General features: G+C 42.8%; 23 protein-coding genes and 1 pseudogene. 13 read left to right on the plus strand and 11 right to left on the minus strand.

The window, feature by feature from the left end:
• The first annotated feature begins 7 nt into the window (after positions 1–7).
• From QT711_RS10140 to QT711_RS10160, 5 genes are all read left to right on the plus strand, one after another.
• Entirely contained in the window at positions 8–115 is a 108-nt protein-coding gene (locus QT711_RS10140) for a methionine/alanine import family NSS transporter small subunit (protein ID WP_317943959.1), read from the plus strand.
• Between the two features lie 222 nt (positions 116–337).
• Entirely contained in the window at positions 338–1,297 is a 960-nt protein-coding gene (gene lipA, locus QT711_RS10145) for a lipoyl synthase (protein ID WP_317943960.1), read from the plus strand.
• Between the two features lies 1 nt (position 1,298).
• Entirely contained in the window at positions 1,299–1,616 is a 318-nt protein-coding gene (locus QT711_RS10150; protein WP_317943961.1) for a YutD family protein, read from the plus strand.
• 106 nt (positions 1,617–1,722) lie between these two features.
• Entirely contained in the window at positions 1,723–2,169 is a 447-nt protein-coding gene (locus QT711_RS10155) for a DUF86 domain-containing protein (RefSeq protein ID WP_317943963.1), read from the plus strand.
• Positions 2,170–2,171: 2 nt separating this feature from the next.
• The gene (locus QT711_RS10160) at positions 2,172–2,945 is read left to right on the plus strand and encodes a TIGR01457 family HAD-type hydrolase (RefSeq protein WP_317943965.1); all 774 of its coding nucleotides are present in this window, start codon (positions 2,172–2,174) and stop codon (positions 2,943–2,945) included.
• A 76-nt stretch (positions 2,946–3,021) separates the two neighbouring features.
• Here the strand turns inward: QT711_RS10160 and QT711_RS10165 are convergent, their stop codons facing one another.
• Complete coding sequence (locus QT711_RS10165; RefSeq protein WP_317943966.1) at positions 3,022–3,258, minus strand: YuzB family protein; 237 nt, start codon at positions 3,256–3,258, stop codon at positions 3,022–3,024.
• Between the two features lie 139 nt (positions 3,259–3,397).
• Between QT711_RS10165 and QT711_RS10170 the strand changes: the two genes are divergently transcribed.
• Complete coding sequence (locus QT711_RS10170) at positions 3,398–4,462, plus strand: NAD(P)/FAD-dependent oxidoreductase (RefSeq protein ID WP_317943967.1); 1,065 nt, start codon at positions 3,398–3,400, stop codon at positions 4,460–4,462.
• A gap of 76 nt (positions 4,463–4,538) precedes the next feature.
• Here QT711_RS10170 and QT711_RS10175 read toward each other — a convergent pair whose 3' ends face one another.
• Positions 4,539–4,868, minus strand: coding sequence for a YuzD family protein (locus QT711_RS10175; RefSeq protein WP_317943969.1), 330 nt, complete (start codon positions 4,866–4,868; stop codon positions 4,539–4,541).
• Here QT711_RS10175 and QT711_RS10180 point away from each other — a divergent pair.
• Positions 4,855–5,189, plus strand: a pseudogene (locus tag QT711_RS10180) (NifU family protein). The gene QT711_RS10175 and the pseudogene QT711_RS10180 overlap by 14 nt on opposite strands.
• Before the next feature lie 77 nt (positions 5,190–5,266).
• On the opposite strand, the gene QT711_RS10185 reads toward QT711_RS10180, so the two are convergent.
• On the minus strand, positions 5,267–5,956 hold the full coding sequence (locus QT711_RS10185; RefSeq protein ID WP_317943970.1) for a DUF2225 domain-containing protein: 690 nt from the start codon (positions 5,954–5,956) through the stop codon (positions 5,267–5,269).
• A gap of 122 nt (positions 5,957–6,078) precedes the next feature.
• Here QT711_RS10185 and QT711_RS10190 point away from each other — a divergent pair, with 122 nt between their 5' ends.
• The 4 genes from QT711_RS10190 (at position 6,079) to QT711_RS10205 (ending at position 8,952) form a co-directional block, all read left to right on the plus strand.
• Entirely contained in the window at positions 6,079–6,444 is a 366-nt protein-coding gene (locus QT711_RS10190; RefSeq protein ID WP_317944035.1) for a HesB/IscA family protein, read from the plus strand.
• A 248-nt stretch (positions 6,445–6,692) separates the two neighbouring features.
• Positions 6,693–7,910, plus strand: coding sequence for an NAD(P)/FAD-dependent oxidoreductase (locus QT711_RS10195; RefSeq protein ID WP_317943972.1), 1,218 nt, complete (start codon positions 6,693–6,695; stop codon positions 7,908–7,910).
• Between the two features lie 111 nt (positions 7,911–8,021).
• The gene (locus QT711_RS10200; RefSeq protein WP_317943974.1) at positions 8,022–8,519 is read left to right on the plus strand and encodes an NUDIX hydrolase; all 498 of its coding nucleotides are present in this window, start codon (positions 8,022–8,024) and stop codon (positions 8,517–8,519) included.
• Between the two features lie 106 nt (positions 8,520–8,625).
• The gene (locus QT711_RS10205; RefSeq protein ID WP_317943976.1) at positions 8,626–8,952 is read left to right on the plus strand and encodes a YuiB family protein; all 327 of its coding nucleotides are present in this window, start codon (positions 8,626–8,628) and stop codon (positions 8,950–8,952) included.
• Between the two features lie 245 nt (positions 8,953–9,197).
• Here the strand turns inward: QT711_RS10205 and QT711_RS10210 are convergent, their stop codons facing one another.
• Positions 9,198–9,677 carry a divergent PAP2 family protein gene (locus QT711_RS10210; protein WP_317943978.1) on the minus strand — a complete coding sequence of 160 codons (480 nt, stop codon included), beginning with the start codon at positions 9,675–9,677 and terminating at the stop codon, positions 9,198–9,200.
• 154 nt (positions 9,678–9,831) lie between these two features.
• Here QT711_RS10210 and QT711_RS10215 point away from each other — a divergent pair, with 154 nt between their 5' ends.
• Together QT711_RS10215 and QT711_RS10220 are read left to right on the plus strand one after the other, a co-directional pair.
• A complete protein-coding gene (locus QT711_RS10215; protein ID WP_317943980.1) occupies positions 9,832–11,337 on the plus strand; it encodes a leucyl aminopeptidase in 1,506 nt (501 codons plus the stop codon).
• A 118-nt stretch (positions 11,338–11,455) separates the two neighbouring features.
• Positions 11,456–11,704 carry a hypothetical protein gene (locus QT711_RS10220; protein ID WP_317943982.1) on the plus strand — a complete coding sequence of 83 codons (249 nt, stop codon included), beginning with the start codon at positions 11,456–11,458 and terminating at the stop codon, positions 11,702–11,704.
• A gap of 40 nt (positions 11,705–11,744) precedes the next feature.
• On the opposite strand, the gene mnhG is transcribed toward QT711_RS10220, so the two are convergent.
• From mnhG to QT711_RS10255, 7 genes are read right to left on the minus strand one after another with little or no spacing between them, the layout of a single operon-like run.
• On the minus strand, positions 11,745–12,122 hold the full coding sequence (mnhG, locus tag QT711_RS10225) for a monovalent cation/H(+) antiporter subunit G (RefSeq protein WP_317943984.1): 378 nt from the start codon (positions 12,120–12,122) through the stop codon (positions 11,745–11,747).
• Positions 12,106–12,387 carry a Na(+)/H(+) antiporter subunit F1 gene (locus QT711_RS10230; protein ID WP_317943986.1) on the minus strand — a complete coding sequence of 94 codons (282 nt, stop codon included), beginning with the start codon at positions 12,385–12,387 and terminating at the stop codon, positions 12,106–12,108. Before QT711_RS10230 ends, mnhG begins: the two co-directional genes overlap by 17 nt.
• A complete protein-coding gene (locus QT711_RS10235; RefSeq protein ID WP_317943988.1) occupies positions 12,384–12,863 on the minus strand; it encodes a Na+/H+ antiporter subunit E in 480 nt (159 codons plus the stop codon). Before QT711_RS10235 ends, QT711_RS10230 begins: the two co-directional genes overlap by 4 nt.
• Before the next feature lie 13 nt (positions 12,864–12,876).
• Complete coding sequence (locus QT711_RS10240) at positions 12,877–14,361, minus strand: Na+/H+ antiporter subunit D (RefSeq protein WP_317943990.1); 1,485 nt, start codon at positions 14,359–14,361, stop codon at positions 12,877–12,879.
• The gene (locus tag QT711_RS10245; RefSeq protein WP_317943992.1) at positions 14,354–14,695 is read right to left on the minus strand and encodes a Na(+)/H(+) antiporter subunit C; all 342 of its coding nucleotides are present in this window, start codon (positions 14,693–14,695) and stop codon (positions 14,354–14,356) included. Before QT711_RS10245 ends, QT711_RS10240 begins: the two co-directional genes overlap by 8 nt.
• Positions 14,695–15,117: a Na(+)/H(+) antiporter subunit B gene (locus tag QT711_RS10250; protein ID WP_317943993.1), complete on the minus strand. Its 423-nt coding sequence runs from the start codon at positions 15,115–15,117 to the stop codon at positions 14,695–14,697. The genes QT711_RS10245 and QT711_RS10250 overlap by 1 nt, the downstream gene beginning before the upstream one ends.
• Positions 15,104–17,512, minus strand: a complete 2,409-nt coding sequence (locus QT711_RS10255; protein ID WP_317943995.1) for a Na+/H+ antiporter subunit A — start codon at positions 17,510–17,512, stop codon at positions 15,104–15,106. Before QT711_RS10255 ends, QT711_RS10250 begins: the two co-directional genes overlap by 14 nt.
• Positions 17,513–17,635: the final 123 nt, after the last annotated feature.

Here is a 17,635-nt window from a genome sequence, read left to right on the forward strand (position 1 = left end):
ATTCAATATGAGTGGTTCAGCAATTTTCATGATGATACTAGGAATCCTCGTTATTTGGGGAGGCCTTGCAGGTAGCATTTTCTATGCAATCTCAAAGTCGAGAAGCAGAGCTTAATGTAGAAGAACAATGTTTAACGACCAAGATGCCAGTTCAAGTTTAATCGATTCATAAAAAGTGTAAAGCCGATATGCAATTCGTCGGTTTTACACTTTTTTAGCGGAATTAATTACCATCAATATAAGCATGTTTCAAGTGTATTGTGAGGGAGTTGTAGTTGTTAGAAGTCAGAAAATATGATACATTGACAGAAGTGGTTTATGCCAAACAAGCAAAGGAATGGAGTCGGTTATTGTGTCCTGCAGACCAGAAATAGGGAAAAAAGAAGAGCATATTCGTAAACCGGATTGGTTGAAAATTAAACTGAATACGAATGACAATTATACGGACTTGAAGAAACTGATGCGTGAGAAAAATTTACATACTGTTTGTGAAGAAGCACGGTGCCCGAACATTCATGAATGTTGGGGAGAGCGTCGAACAGCGACGTTCATGATTTTAGGGGCAGTTTGCACAAGAGCATGCCGTTTTTGTGCGGTAAAAACAGGATTACCAAACGAATTAGACCTTGCAGAACCAGAACGTGTAGCAGATTCCGTTTCACTTATGAACTTGAAACATGTCGTTGTCACTGCGGTAGCGAGAGATGATTTAAAAGATGGTGGTTCTGAAGTGTTTGCAGAAACCATTCGTGCCATCAGACGGAAAAATCCGTTTACGACAATTGAAGTGCTTCCATCCGATATGGGTGGAGTGGAAGAGAACTTGCAACGGTTAATGGATGCAAAACCGGATATTTTGAATCATAATATTGAAACCGTCCGGCGTTTGACGCCAAGAGTCCGGGCACGCGCAACGTACGATCGCTCGTTGGAACTGTTACTTCGTGCAAAAAATATGTATCCGGATATTCCAACAAAATCTTCCCTCATGCTTGGTTTAGGGGAATCGATGGAAGAAATTATTGAAACGATGGATGACTTGCGTGCACACAACGTGGACATTATGACAATTGGACAATACTTACAGCCTACCAAAAAACATTTAAAAGTCCAAAAATATTATTCTCCACAAGAATTCGGTGAGTTGCGCAAAATTGCCATGTCAAAAGGCTTCTCCCATTGTGAAGCAGGGCCGCTTGTCCGTTCAAGCTACCATGCTGATGAACAGGTTAATGCAGCTGCAAAGGAAAAACAGCGTATTGGGGATGAGCTGTTACAATCTACAGTGAAAAGCTGAAATGGCGGTGAGAAGATTGGTAACCCTCAACAATTTTGAATATGAAATTATTAAGAATTACAGAGAGGGCTTTAATGAAGAAGCATTAAACGCCCGTTTCAGTGATGTACTATCGAAGTATGATTACATCTTAGGCGACTGGGGCTACGGGCAACTGCGCCTAAAAGGTTTTTTTGACGACCGCAATGCAAAAGCGACATACGAGTCGAAAATCAGTACATTACAAGACTATCTCTACGAGTACTGCAATTTTGGTTGCGCTTATTTCGTCTTGCAAAAAGTCGGAAAGGTGAAACCTGCTACAACTGAACAAGACTAACGTGCTGAACCGCTTCGTGTGCAAATCCTTGCATGCCGAGCGGTTCATTATTTTGTCCAATATGATATGATGAAAAGGAATCATCCATACACAGGAGGGAATCATCGTGTACTTTATCGATCGAGCCAAAATTAACGAAACATTAGCTTATATGGAAAGCCTGTTGGCCTTATTTGAAGGGCACCAACAGTGGAATAAAGATAAAATCCATGCACTCGCCCTTGAACGCATCGCACATACAATTGTTGAATCGATCATCGACGTTGGCAACTCGATGATTGACGGTTTCATCATGCGCGATCCAGGAAGTTATGATGATATTATCGACATTATGGAAGATGAAAAAGTCATTACTAAAGAAATGGCAGATCCGCTGAAAAAAGTGCTTAGCCTGCGCAAAATGATTGTCCGCGAATTTGTCGCTGTCGATAATAAAGAGATTGAACATGTCCTTTATGAAAACAAAAATGAAATCCAAGCATTTGCTCATAATGTCCGTTATTACTTAGAAAACGAACTCGGCCCGGTCTCAGCCTTTAGTCCGGAGCAATAACAATGATCAACAAATACAAAGCAATTTGTTTGGATTTGGACGGAACGGTCTATCGGGGCAATGAAGTGATTCCCGAGTCATTGTCGTTCATTCAACAGCTGTTGGAACGTGGCATTGCACCTTATTATGTAACAAATAATTCGTCACTGACCGCTGAGCAATTTAAGCAGAAGCTAGGCAAAATGGGCATTGAGACGACGGCAGATCATATTATGACATCGGCAATTGCTGCAGCAAAATATTGCAAAGAGCATTTTCCGAATGCAACGGTCAAAATGATTGGAGAAGAAGGGCTTCATGAGGCGCTTTCGGATGAAGGCATTCAACTGACAACGGATGCACCTGATGTCGTAGTTGTAGGCATCGACCGCAACATCACCTATGAAAAACTTGCGGAAGCCAGTTTGGCCATTCAAAATGGCGCACATTTTATTGCGACAAATGGGGATAAAGCGCTCCCGACTGAACGTGGTTTAGTACCTGGCAACGGCTCATTCGTAAAACTGTTAGAGACAGCAACGGGCATTGAAGCGATTTATGTAGGCAAGCCAGAACCATACTTGTTGCAGTATATCCACGAAAAAGGCTATCGGAAAGAGGAGATGGTCATGATCGGGGACAATTATGACACAGATATTTTAGCAGGTATCCGCTTCGGTATCGATACGATTCATGTGGAAGGCGGCGTAACGTCTGCTGCACGCGTATTGGAACAAGTGGAACAACCTACGCACCTCTTTACGCATTTATTGGACGCAATAACTAAAAAAGTGTAGACAAAGTCGAAACGGACCTTGTCTACACCTAGAGTAGAAAGGGAGTACGAAAACATTCCTTTCTACTTTTTATTTGTTAAAATAACGGATTGTCTTCAATGAACTGATAGATTTTTTCTGTCAGCTCGTCAGGCGTGTCCGCTTGTACAACTTCTCCATTAACAAGTGCGTAAAGCGATTCAGCACATCGTGTACAGTAGCTGAGACAACCGTATTCAAGTACATCGATATTTGGGTCTCTTTCGAGTGCCTCCAATGTTTTTTGTGCGCCGTTCGCTAGATTGCTTATACAAAATTCAACGATCGGATTCAAGTCGATCACCTCACCTAGTAGAATGCTACTATGGATTCCTTTCTACGTCAATTGGGATGGCTTATTGTGAAATATCTCACAAACTGCTATAATCATTTGTGGGAACAATACGGAAAAACGATTGAAAAAGGAGATAGCTATGAGAAAACTTGTATTACTAGGTGCAGGATACGGGAATATGCGCATATTGCTTCGCCTGCTCAACAAAGAATTGCCAGCTGATCTCGAGATTACGTTAATTGACAGAACACCTTTTCACAGTTTGAAAACGGAATTCTACGCACTAGCAGCAGGGACATCACCTGATTCGGACGTGCGTGTTCCACTGCCAACACATGAACGCTTACACGTTGTTGAAGGTGAAATTGAAGAAATTCAACTGGAGGAAAAGTGCGTTTACCTCGCGAATGGAGAGGCAATTCGTTACGACGAGCTCGTCATCGGTCTTGGTTGCGAAGATAACTATCACGATGTGCCAGGAGCTGAGGAATTTACGCACAGTATCCAGACGATTGGCAAATCCCGTGAGACATACAAGAAACTACAAGGACTTGGCGGGGGAGCAACGGTAGGAATTGTTGGTGCGGGTTTAAGTGGCATCGAATTGGCGAGTGAGTTGCGTGAAAGTCGTCCTGATTTGAAGATTAAGCTGTTCGACAGAGGACCGCGAATTTTAAAAGACTTTCCTGAAAGACTCAGTAACTTTGTAAAAGATTGGTTTGATAAGCATGAAGTTGAAGTCATTTCCAATAGCAATATTACGAAGGTCGAAGAGAACGTTCTTTACAATCATGAAGACAAAATTCCAGTAGATGCAGTCGTGTGGACAGCAGGAATTCAACCTGTCAGAAATGTTCGTGCGATGGATGTTGAAAAAGAACGAGGTCGGATTGTGCTTAATCAATACCACCAAATCCCTCAATACGAAAACGTCTATGTAGTTGGAGACATTGCAGCACTGCCGTTTGCACCAAGTGCCCAGTTAGCCGAGGAACAAGCGGAACAAATCGTCCGTGTGCTTCGTCTCGTCTGGAACAATGAGCCGCTTCCAAAAGAAATGCCAGAAATCAAACTAAAAGGGTTCATGGGTTCATTAGGAAAAAAGCAAGGCTTTGCGTATTTGGCAGACCGCACCGTAACAGGGCGTATCGCCAGGTTGTTAAAATCAGGCGTATTGTGGATGTATAAATGGCATAATGGATAAGAAAACAGCCTTCACTCAACGCAAAGGAGTGAAGGCTGTTTGTTCTCATTTACAAGCATTCATTATCAATAAACCATTAAACTTGGGACACATACCCATGTTTTTCAAGCGCATTAAAAACGGGCTTCAACTGAATATAGCCTTCGCCGATCACTTCATCATCAATTATGACAAGCGGGTAGAAATATTCGTCATTCAACACTTGCTCTGCAATTTGCTGTTGCTTCACATCCTGAATGTCTGCTTCAATATCGATGTAATCAATTTCAAACGGCTGGTCAGGGAACTTGCGCGTAATGGCAGCTTGCAACCACTCGTAGGTGTCTTTTGATGAAGGGGCATTCACACAGCTTGCGCAGACAATATCTGCACCATAAATTTCGATTTTCACTCTGTTTTTCGTCAATGAAAAAACTCCTCCCGTTTCTCTATTGGATTTTTTCTGCAATCCAGTTTATAATAAGTATAAGGAAAGGAGAGAAATAACACAATGACTGATACTGCAATGATGGAACCTGTACAAGAAGTATTAAATAAATTACGCCCATTCCTACTACGTGATGGCGGAGACTGTGAACTGGTCGATATTGAGGACGGTATTGTTAAGCTTCGCCTTTTAGGTGCTTGCGGCACGTGCCCAAGCTCGACGATTACATTGAAAGCTGGTATTGAACGCGCATTACTTGAAGAAGTACCTGGCGTAGTGGAAGTAGAACAAGTATTTTAATTCAAATTAAAAACCGCATGTAGACCAATCTTGGGTCCATGCGGTTTTATCATTTAAAAAGCAGTTTGACGCTCCGTTTAGCCACTTTGTTTTTTGACCTCACGAATTTCATGCCATCTCTCTTTTGCCATTTCCACGATTTTCGGTTCAATTGATGTCCGTTGATTTTCAATGACACGGGAGAAATTCCGAGTGGCCGCATCCCGATCCCCAATTGCATGGGAAAGCTCGGCCATCAAATACAAAACTCTTGTTTCAGACATTTGTGTCCCGACGTAATCCCCTTCAGTATAAGCTTCCGTATACAAATCACGTGCAATGGAACGAAAACGTTTTTCCATTGTCACATCTTGCCGCTCCTTATAGAGCCACGCGATTCGAAGGATAATCCCCGCCATCGTCAACGCTTTTTCTTTTTTTATGCTTGCACTCAAATAGGCAAGTTTGTAGGTTTCAATTGCTTCGTCAATCGTACGTTCTTCGCCGAAAGACCTACCGCTCCATAACGAAGTAATGGTCTTCGTAATCTCATTTTTCACACCAGGAGCAAAGTACGTCGAAAAATCTTCGGTAAAAGAAAATCCACAATGTGGACAAACGGCAACATGATAAAATAATGGGTTATTTGAAGGGTCAGCATAAATGGGTTTAAAATCTTGTTCGTGTTCGACAACTCGGACGAACCGAGACCGAATCTTTGTTGTAGTAAATTTATCCTTGCAATTTAAGCATTCCATTTTCTTTATATATACAGGACTTATTTCCATGCGTCATCATCCTTTCGCACTATAAATTCATTATACATCATTTCCGTCTAGATGGAGTAATTTTGATTGCGAAACTTACAGAATCATTGTTATGATAAAGAAAAGCGGGAAGGTGAATGGATATGAAACAATACGTTGAAGTTACAGAAGCTGCTGCTTATCACGTAAAACAGATGATGGTACACAACGAAGAAGAAGGATCGTTTCTACGTGTTGCTGTGAATGGTGGAGGATGCAGTGGTTTAACTTACGGATTAGGCTTCGAACAAGAACAAACAGAGGATGATTTCCTTTTAGAACAACATGGGATTCAAATTGTCGTGTCAAAAGAGGATGCAGCCATTCTCGATGGTACAAAAGTCGATTATAAAGAATCTCTTATGGGTGGCGGTTTCACGATCGAAAACCCGAATGCCATCGCATCATGTGGTTGCGGAACTTCATTCAGAACAGCTAAAAAAGAAGGCACTCCCCAATCGTGTGATTAATCAATAACACCCTCTTTCGCAGAGATAAATCCATTGTAATGGCTCTCTAGCGAAAGGGGGTCTTTCATCGTAAGTTCAATTTCGCGAAATTTTAACTTTAAAGTGTTGAAAAAAACCACCAAAAGGGCTACTATTGTAAGGTAGAAGTTTGTCGAATATAGACAAATGCCAGGACTGAGCAAATCGTCGCATGAACCGATTGTCAACGGACCCGGCACATAATAAATTTAAAGGTGGTTTCGATTTTCGTGAAAAGACCGACAATCTTAGTATTAGGTGCGGGTTACGGCGGTTTATCCACAGTCGTCAACTTGCAGAAATCTATTGGTACTGACGAGGCGGACATAGTACTTATTAACAAGAATGACTATCACTATGAGTCAACTTGGTTGCACGAAGCTGCAGCAGGAACAATGACTCCTGAGCAAGTTCGTTATGATGTGAAAGATGTCATTAACGAAGGCAAAGTGAAATTCATTAAAGCAGAAGTACAAGGTATTGATATCCCAGGAAAAGTGGTAACAACAAATGTTGGAACACACACGTACGATTATTTAGTCATCGCTCTTGGATTCGAAGGGGAAACGTTTGGTATTAAAGGATTGGATCAATACGCTTTGTCCATCGCCAACGTGAAAGCTGCCCGTCAAATCCGTGAACATATTGAATACCAATTTGCAACATGGTCACTTGAAGAGGAAAAAGACGATAGCCGTTTAACGATCGTTGTCGGTGGTGCAGGTTTCACAGGAATCGAATTCCTAGGTGAGCTTGGTAACCGAGTTCCTGAACTTTGCAAGGAATTCGATGTTCCTGCAGAGAAGGTCCGTGTCATTTGTGTGGAAGCAGCTCCAATGGTATTGCCTGGATTTGATCCGGAGCTAGTGGATTACGCAGTAAGACAATTGAAAGCGAAAGGCATCGAATTCTCGATTGGTACGCCGGTTGTAGAAGCGACTCCTGAAGGCGTTAACATCAAAAAAGGTGAAGACGAGTTTGAATTCATCAAAGCTGGAACTGTCGTATGGGCAGCAGGAGTCCGAGGCAACCGTTTGATCGAAGAGACAGGCATTGAAAACATGCGTGCACGTGTCAAAGTCGAAAAAGACCTTCGTGCGCCAGGACATGACGATGTATTTATCGTTGGTGACTGTGCATTGATGATCAATGAAGAAACAAACCGTCCATACCCACCAACTGCTCAAATCGCTATGCAACAAGGTGATATGTGTGCAAACAACTTGATCGCATTGATCAAAGGCCAACCGACTGCAGAATTTGTTCCTGATCTAAAAGGTAGCATCGCATCTCTAGGCGATGACGATGCAATCGGTGTTGCATTCGGTAAGAAATTGTTCGGTAAGAAAGCATCATTCATGAAGAAGATGGTTGACAACCGTGCATTGTTCTTGATCGGTGGAGTTGGTTTGACTATCAAAAAAGGTAAGTTCAACGTACTGAAATAATTGTAAGCTAATTATCTATTTGCACCTGCCTATCCATTGGGCAGGTGTATTTTTTCATTCATAGATTGGCGTGTGAATTGCGTAGATTTGTATGTAGAGGAGGGGATGTAAGTGTCACGTACGAAAAGGGGGAGCGTTTGGCTTGGGGCAGCAGGCATTGTCATGAACGGAAATGGTGAGTGGCTTGTCGTTAAAAAGAAGTATGGCGGCTTAAAAGGGATCTGGTCCTTTCCAGCAGGCTTTGTCGATCATACTGAAACAGCTGATCAGGCAGCAATTCGTGAAGTGAAAGAAGAAACTGGGCTCGATTGTCAATTGGAAGGCATGGTCGGCTTCCGCACGGGTGTACTAACAGGGGGCATTAGCGATAACTTAGTGATGTTCTTATTACGGCCAATAGATGAAACCCAGCTATTGGTTCCACAAGAAAGAGAAATTGAAGAAGTCGCATGGAAAACTCCCTTTGCGTTAAAAGAAGAACCACATGCTTCTGCGATGATAAAAGAAATTGCAGAACGAGCCATTGAATCCGGTTTGTTGGAAATGGAAGAAATGGATCCAGGCACATGGTTCGGCTATACATCTTACAAACTATTTTTCAAAAAATAAGCGTCTTTTGCAAGACACTCTTGACAAATCTATGAACTGATCGTGTTTCATTGAAAGCCTTTGCCCATTGCTGTAAAATAGGGAGAGGAAAGCGGAGGTTGAAAAATTGGGAACTATTTCATTGACGCATGTCGTCTTGTCTATAATCATTTTCATGGTAATGTTTTTCGGAATCGGATTTTTATTAAATATGTTACTCCGTATGACGTGGTTAATGGCTATTATTTATCCTATCGTTGTCATTTTAATTATTGACGAAGTAAAAGTGTACGAGTATTTTACAAATCCTGGCGTATCGTTTGGCATGCTTGGCGATAAAATACTGTCGTTACATACTGCAGATATTATCATTTTGACAAGCGGATTAGTGGGCGCAATTATCTCTGGATTTGTGATGAAGCTCCTACGTAAGCAAGGCTACCAAATGTTCTAATGCATATGTCGAGGTGTCTCTTTTTTAGAGGCATCTTTTTTATTTTGTTAAAGTACGGCCGAAATCTCTTAAAAGCGTAATGTCGCGCTCAAAGCAGTATGTCCCACTCCATAGCGCGACGTGTGCTCCGCGCCACACAAAAGCAAGCTCCCGGCAGGCTTACCAAATAAAAAACAGGATTGTCCCAGAGGAGTCGGTAATCCCGTCTCCCCGTTCAATCCTGTTAGCGCTTGTAAAGTGAGCTGTCATCCTACAAAAAATGAGTATGTGAGTACGGAAATGAGGATCCCTGTCATAGCTCCTGCAAATACCTCGCTAGGTTTGTGCCCCAGTAATGTTTTCAGCTCCATAATTTTCTGTTGGCCGTCTTTTTGTGGCCAGCCTTTTACTTCTTGGACGAATGTTTGAAAATCTAATCGCATTTGATTGATGATGAGCGCTTGTTGTCCGGCTTGGTAGCGGATGCCGGTTGCGTCGAACATGACGATCACTGCAAAAATGGCCGATACGGCGAATAACGGAGAATCGAGTCCGACTTCATAAGCGATAGCGGTCGTTAATGCAGTGACAGCTGCAGAATGAGAACTAGGCATCCCACCTGTGGATGTCATTAATTTCCAGTCTAACTTGCGTGTTAATAAAAAGTGAATCGGGATTTTGACGAACTGGGCGAAAAATATCGCGAATAATGCCGCAAGGAGCGGTGTGTTTTGCAAGAGGGCCATTAAAACCACTCCTTTTCTAAAAAATGAAAATTATATACTTAGTATACCATATTGTGCCGTTTGTTCATGATAGTCCGACTTCCGAATTAATCTTTTTTGTTCGGTCTTCCGATGGTATATAATAGAATATGTATGAAAACGGGGAGGTAGTCAAATGAAAGCATCATTTATTGGGAAAGAATTTAATGCGGTAAAAGCTGGAACACTGATCATCGGGGTGCCTGAACATCCGGAAAACATTGAAGGCTGGGATGTATTCGCTCACACATTTAGTCCGCTTCTTATGGAATGGGTCAAATCCGGAGATGTGTCGACTGAATTTAAGAAGGTTGTAAAGATGCCGGCATTGTCAGCGGGACAATATGAGCGTGTTTTATTCGTTGGAGTAGGCCCGTCCAAAAAATTGACTGTGGACCGTTTGCGTCAATTGTTTGCGACAGTAGGAAAAGAGTTAAAGACTTCTAAAGCATCTACTGTTGCCGTTTGGACAGCGCCATTTACAAATGACGAACTGACATGTGAAGATGTGGTCTTCGCAGCGGCAGAAGGCATTGGAATGGGTAGTTATCAATTCGATGGCTACCGTACAGATTCCAATGAAAAAGACGTAACGCTTGAGGAGATTGCGTTTCTAACGGATGCTGAGGAAGAGGAACTAAAAGCTGCATTTGAAGTCGGACAAGCCTATGCTACAGCTGTCAACGAAGCGCGGACGCTAGTTAATATGCCGCCTAACATGTTAACAGCAACAAAAATGGCGGACTATGCAAAAGAATTGGCATCCACGTATGATTTCGAAATCGACGTATTAGGCAAGCAAGAGATGGAAGAGCTTGGTATGGGTGCGATTTTAGCGGTTAATAAAGGATCTGTGGAGGAACCACGACTCATTGTTATGAAATATGCCGGTACGGAGCAATGGGAAGACGTTGTCGGTCTTGTCGGAAAAGGGGTCACATACGATACAGGCGGTTATTCATTGAAACCTCGTGACGGTATGGTGGGCATGAAAGGCGACATGGGTGGTGCAGCAGCTGTTTTAGGAGCGATGCGCATTATTGGTGAATTGCGTCCTGCAAAAAATGTCATTGCAGTCATTGGTGCGACGGATAATATGATTTCAGGTGAAGCGTTGAAGCCGGACGATGTAATCACTTCGCTCAGTGGCAAAACGATTGAAGTGCTCAATACGGACGCTGAAGGAAGACTTGTGCTTGCAGATGCTGTGACGTACGCATTGCAATCAGGTGCTAATTACATCATTGACGTTGCAACACTTACAGGTGGCGTAATTGTTGCGCTTGGGAATGATAAAACAGGTGCATTGACAAATAATGAAGCGTTCTTTGAGGAATTCATGCAAGCATCTCTTGAGACAGGTGAATTCGTCTGGCGCTTACCGCTTACTGAAAATGATAAAAAGCGGATTCGTAAAAGTGATGTTGCAGACTTGAACAACTCTCCAGGAAGAGATGGACATATGATATTCGGTGGTGGATTTGTCGGTGAGTTTGCAGGAGATACCCCTTGGATCCATCTAGACATCGCAGGCACGTCGGATGCGTCAGCGGCACATGACCTTGGTCCAAAAGGTGGAACGGGCGTAATGGTACGTACCCTTGCGACAATTGTTGAACGGATGGCGGATGAAGAAGCGTAATTGTTAAGTTGGCACATGCCCATTCATATAGTTTTCTAGGAATGCACACAGATGATAGGCGTTCATCCCTCTACACTTCGCCCGCTTTGAATAGGATAAGTGAGAAAGGGGGATGGCGATGTCACGGAATTCTAGAAGACATGGTGGTTTTGGAGGATTTGGTGGAGGCTTTGGTAATCAAGGATTCGGCTTTGGTTTTGGCGGACCGTTTTTAGGTGGATTATTCGGGAGCTTTTTAGGAAGTGCATTATACCCTAATTATTATGGCGGACAAAATTATTACCCATATTACCCGTATTATCCATACCCATACTATCCATACGGATACCCACAGTATTACAATAGACCACCATATGGTTACTATTAAAAAAACACACCCGGCTAACAGTTTATGCCGGGTGTGTTTTTTAATCTTTCCGTTGCTGCGCGTATTTCTTCTTTCCTTCTGCTACTGCTTTTTCTAAATCATCACCAACCGTCATATCAGTCGGTTTAATGCCTGACATGTACGCAGCGCGTCCCATTAAATGGCCTCCGATTGGAGAAGTGATGAAGAGGAAGGCGATACCAAGTAGAAGCTGGATACTGAAATGCCCTTCATTCAACCAAAAATGAAAGAATACGCCTAACAGAATGCTTAACACACCAAGCGTGGCACTTTTGGACGCTGCGTGTGCACGTGTATAGACATCGGGCAATCGTAAAATCCCAACCATTGTGACAATCGTAAAAATGGTCCCAACGATGATCGGTACGACAATGAGAATGTTAACGATTACGTTCACGTTCGATAATCTCTCCTCTCTCGATGAACTTGGAGAATGATACCGTTCCGATAAACGACATGATTGCAATGAGCAAGATGACGTCTATGAAGAAGGGTGTGTCAAACAAGATAGAGAGAAGCGCTATCGTGGAAATGAGCATGACACCGATGCTATCCAAGGATATGAGTCGGTCAGGAACTGAAGGGCCACGAAAGACACGATACAGGACGCCGACCATCGATAGTACGATGAGGATCAAGCAAACCCAAATAAAGACCATCATCCGCGACTCACCTCCAAAATTGCTTTCTCAAACGAATTTTTAATCGAATCAATCGCTTCATCCACATCTTCAACGTCAATTGCATGGATGTACAGAGTCCGTTGATCATTTGACACGTGAAGGACAAGTGTACCAGGCGTCAGTGTGATCAAACTTGCAAGTAATGTAATTTCCCAATCATGTTCCAATTCCGTCGGTAACGCAAAAATGGATGGTTGGATATTTAATTTCGGCCGAATGACGAGCATAAGAACCGAAATATTTGATAGTGTTAGTTCTTTGAAAAACAGTAGAACGAGTTTGATTGCTGCCCATAGACGCCAAATATACAATCTAGACGTGAAGAAACGCCTTGTGACGAACAGTAGCCCTAACCCGATGAGAAAACCAATGATAAATGTTGTTGCTGTCAGTGAGGAGCTCATGAACATCCAAACGACAGCGATGAAAACGTTCAATAGTATTTGAAATGCCATCGACATTCACTCCTCACTTTAGCACCGCATCAATATAGATGGATGGTTGTAGTAATACGTCTGTAGCGTCTGTCATGAACGGCATGAGCCATTCTGTGCCGACACCATAGAAGATAGACAGCACAACTAAGATGACTGCTGGGAGCATAAGACGCTTGTATGTTTGATTGCTCGTCTTCGGATACGATGTAGCAGGGATCTCCCCCCAGAACGCATAGATGAAAATGCGGATGACCGATAACAGGACGACGAGACTGGATGCCAATATGATGATTGCACCCCACACATTTCCTGCTTCAAACGCACCTTGTACGATTAATAGCTTCCCTACAAATCCACTTAATGGTGGAATACCTGCTAAACCGAACGCTGCAACCAAGTACACCCATCCGAGTGGGGCATGCGTTTTCATAAGTCCACCCATCTTACGTAAATTGGAAGTACCTGTCACGTAAATGATGATGCCGATCAGGAGGAAAAGAGCCGCCTTGATCAACATATCGTGTATCAAATAAAACACAGCACCCGAAACACCTGGTTCGTTCATTTGCGCTGCGCCATATAAAATGACGCCGACTGCAATGACAATGTTGTAAATAATAATTTGTTTTAAGTCAAAATACGCTAATGCTCCGATACAGCCAATTAAAACAGTCAAGATCGCGAGCACCATTAAAATCTCGTGCGTAACGGCAGTGTCATGAACGAAAAACAATGTGTACGTTCGCATAATGGCATAGACACCGACTTTCGTCAGTAACGCACCAAAGAGGGCAAGCACGGGAATTGGCGGTGCTGCATAGGCGTTCGGAAGCCAGAAGTGCAACGGGAAAATAGATCCTTTTATCCCGAAAACAATGAGCATCAGTACAGCGATGACTGTTACAATGCCAGGCTGTTGGATGTCTGCGATCTTTACGGAAATGTCAGCCATATTCAATGTTCCAACGACGGAATACAAATAGGCAACTGTAATAACGAAAAATGCAGAAGACACGACATTTATCAATATGTACTTGATTGATTCACGTAATTGCTTCTTCTCTCCACCAAGGCCGATCAATACGTACGAAGCAATGAGTAACACTTCAAAGAAGACAAACAAGTTGAAAATATCGCCTGTTGTAAATGCGCCATTCACGCCTGTTACCATGAACAGCATTGCAGGGTAGTAAAAGAAACGTTCCCTTTCTTTGCCGATGGATGAAAAGCTGTAAATGACAACAAACAGTGTTAATACGAGTGTTGTCGTGACGAGTAAGGCAGAAAACATATCCGACACCATGGAAATACCAAATGGAGCCGGCCAACTACCGAGCGTCACGGATTGTACCCCTTCTGTATGAACTGTTTTTACAAGCCACAAGGAAGCGCCTAAGCTAACAATGACACCAATAAGGGTGAGTACCCGCTGTACTTTCACTTGCTCTTTAAAGAACAACAAGGCAATCGCGAAAAAGAAAGGGAGAATGATCGGGAATAATAATAGATTAATCATGTTCGTCATTTCCTTTCAATTGATTCATATTATCGGTCTTATGCACTGCATACGCCCGATACGCAACGACTAAAATGAACGCCGTCACACCGAAGCTAATAACAATTGCCGTTAAGATAAGCGCTTGCGGCAACGGATCTGCATAATCTGTAACGCCTTCAGCCAAAACCGGAGGAGAGACACCGCCAAGTCCGCCCATTGTCAAGATGAGAAGATGAGCGCCGTGGCTTAACAGACCCGTTCCGATAATGATTTTCAAAATACTTCTCGACAAGATTAAGTAGACAGCAGCCATAAACAATATCCCGATGAGAATCGCCATTAATAACTCCATTACGAATCCCCTCCAATTGACTGGATAATGGTAATTGCAGAGCCTACAACAACGAGAAAGACACCCGCATCAAACAACATGGCTGTATGCAATGAAGTTTTCCCAAATAGCGGCAACGTGTAGTAATCAAAAGCATGCGTAAAGAACGGCACGTTAAAAAAGATGGCACCAGCTGCAGTGCCGAGAGCTAATACTAATCCGACAGCTGTCATGATGATGAAGTTAAACGGCAACGCTTTTTGGACTGTTTCCAAGTCGAATGCCAGTAATAGCAATACGATTGCGCCTGTCGTCAGCAATCCACCGACAAATCCTCCACCTGGCGTATAGTGGCCTGCAAAGAAGATGTGGATCGAGAAAAGGAAAATGATGAAAGTGATTACTTTAGTTGTCGTTTGTAAGATGACATCATTTGTTTTCATCAGTATTCTCCTTTCTTGCAAGTCGAAGTTTTATCATGCTGAATATCCCAAACCCTGCGATCGCCAACACGGCAATTTCAAATAACGTATCAAATCCACGGTAATCCACTAAGATGACGTTAACAATGTTCCCGCCGCCTGCTTCCGTCTTCACGGTATCTTTGTAGTACTGTGAAATCGAATCGACAAGTTTCGTCGAATGTGCAGATAAAGCAACTAATGTGACAGTCACACCGACACCGAGCGCAATGATTGCATTCAACAGTTTGTTCGGCTTCGTTTCACCGTGATCGGAAAGCTTTGGCAAATGCTGAAATGCCAACAAGAACAGTGCAACAGAAATCGTCTCGATAACGAGCTGTGTAAGGGCTAAGTCAGGTGCTTTGAAGATGACAAAGAACAACGCCACTGAGTAACCGACAGCTCCAAGTGAAATAATCGCACTCAGTCTCGTCTTAGATAGCAACACAAATGCGACTGCCAACAAAAGGATAATGGCATTAATGACGCCATACGTACTAATGTCCGAGAAGCTGTCCATATCGACGACAAATGCATCTTTCATGAAAAGCACTACAATCGTCAGAATCGACAAGAACGCAAACGTGTAAATTAAATACGAACGAATGAGTCCCGTCATATACAAGCGGGAAATTCGATTCATTCCTTTTTCACTGAACAACATCGTCGAATCGTATAAAGCATTCAACGTTAAATAGTTCGGTTGGACAGCATAGAATTTCTGCCATTGCGCTAATGATAAGTAGAGCAGTGCTCCTATTAAAATTACAGCGACAGTCATCCAAAGCTCTGGGGCATCAAACCCATGCCATGCTGACACATGAATGGCCACTTCGGACGGGTGGCTATATTGGTAAGGCTGAATCGCTGTGACAGCTGGTTTTACAAGCCATTTACCAACTAGATTTGGAATGAAGAAAATCGTAACAACAAGCGACGCCAAAATCATTGGAGATACGAGCATACCAATAGGTGCCTCATGCGGTTGAACCGGTAATGGCTCGTCCTTGCGCTTACCTGCAAACGTTCTAAAGACAAAGTAGCAGCTATAAATGAACGTGAACACACTCGCAATCCATGCAACGATCGGGAATAAGATGCCCCACGTATCAAAATTGAACATTTCGAAGTTTCCGATCGCCAACATCGCCGTTAAAAACATTTCTTTACTGAGGAATCCATTGAATGGTGGGACACCGGCCATAGACATAGAGCCAATGAACGCGACCGTAAAGCTAATTGGCATAATGCTCATTAACCCACCTAGCTTGCGAATATCCCGCGTACCCGTTTCATGGTCAACGATTCCTGCAATCATAAACAAACTACCTTTAAATGTTGCATGGTTAATTAAATGGAAAATCGCTGCGAACATGGCGAAGGTAAACATCTTTTCATTCGAATGAAATGTAATTGCACCTGCTCCAAGTAACGACATAATTAAACCAAGCTGACTCACAGTAGAGAAAGCCAAAATTGCTTTCAAATCTGTCTGTTTTACAGCGAAGAAGGAGCCCCAGAATAATGTGAGCAATCCAATTCCGGTAACAAGCCAAATCCACACTTCGGAAGCAGCGAAAATAGGGGTAAATCTAGCAACTACATACAATCCTGCTTTTACCATCGTAGCAGAGTGCAAGTATGCACTTACAGGTGTAGGCGCTTCCATCGCATCGGGCAACCAAATGTAGAAAGGGAACTGTGCGGATTTTGTAAAAGCACCGAGCAAGATGAGTACTAACGCTAACGTAAAGAACTCATGTCCGACAAACGTCGAGGATTGAGCAATCAGCTCACGAATGGAAAAGCTTCCACCCATAATGCCAAGGAGGATAAAACCACCGAGCATCATCAATCCACCAAAAACTGTGATCATCATCGATTTTAATGCACCGAAACGTGAACGATCACGTGTGTACCAATAACCGATTAACAGGAATGAGGAAATTGACGTCAATTCCCAGAACAAATAAAGAGAAATGACATTGTCGGATTGAACGACACCGAGCATTGCGCTCATAAAAATAAGAAGGTAGACGTAAAAATTGCCTAACTTCTCACGTGTCTTATCCAGGTAAAAGATGGAGTACAAAACGACTAACGCACCAATTCCAGTAATAAGGAGAGAGAACAAAAGACTAAGCCCATCTAAATAGGACACAATTGAAATTCCTAGAGATGGAATCCATTGCAATTCAGATACGGCATGTCCACCATCCATAGTTGTTCCGATAAACGTTGTATAATAAAGGAATAACAGAACAGGGATGAATAGTACAAACCAACCAGTATGTATGCCTTTTACACTCCGATACAAAGAAGGAATGAACAAGGCGGCCGCAATCGGCAGGAATATCAGCAATACAAATTCCAAGAAAATCCTCCTTCCAATGAATGAATCATTATTCGTACATTGTTTAAAAGTATAACGTAAAATGAACGCTTTTGCATCGGTAACACGCCGACTTTATTGCACGATTCGCTTCTCTTCCTATAT

This window comes from Sporosarcina saromensis (assembly GCF_033253735.1).
Lineage (GTDB): Bacteria > Bacillota > Bacilli > Bacillales_A > Planococcaceae > Sporosarcina > Sporosarcina saromensis.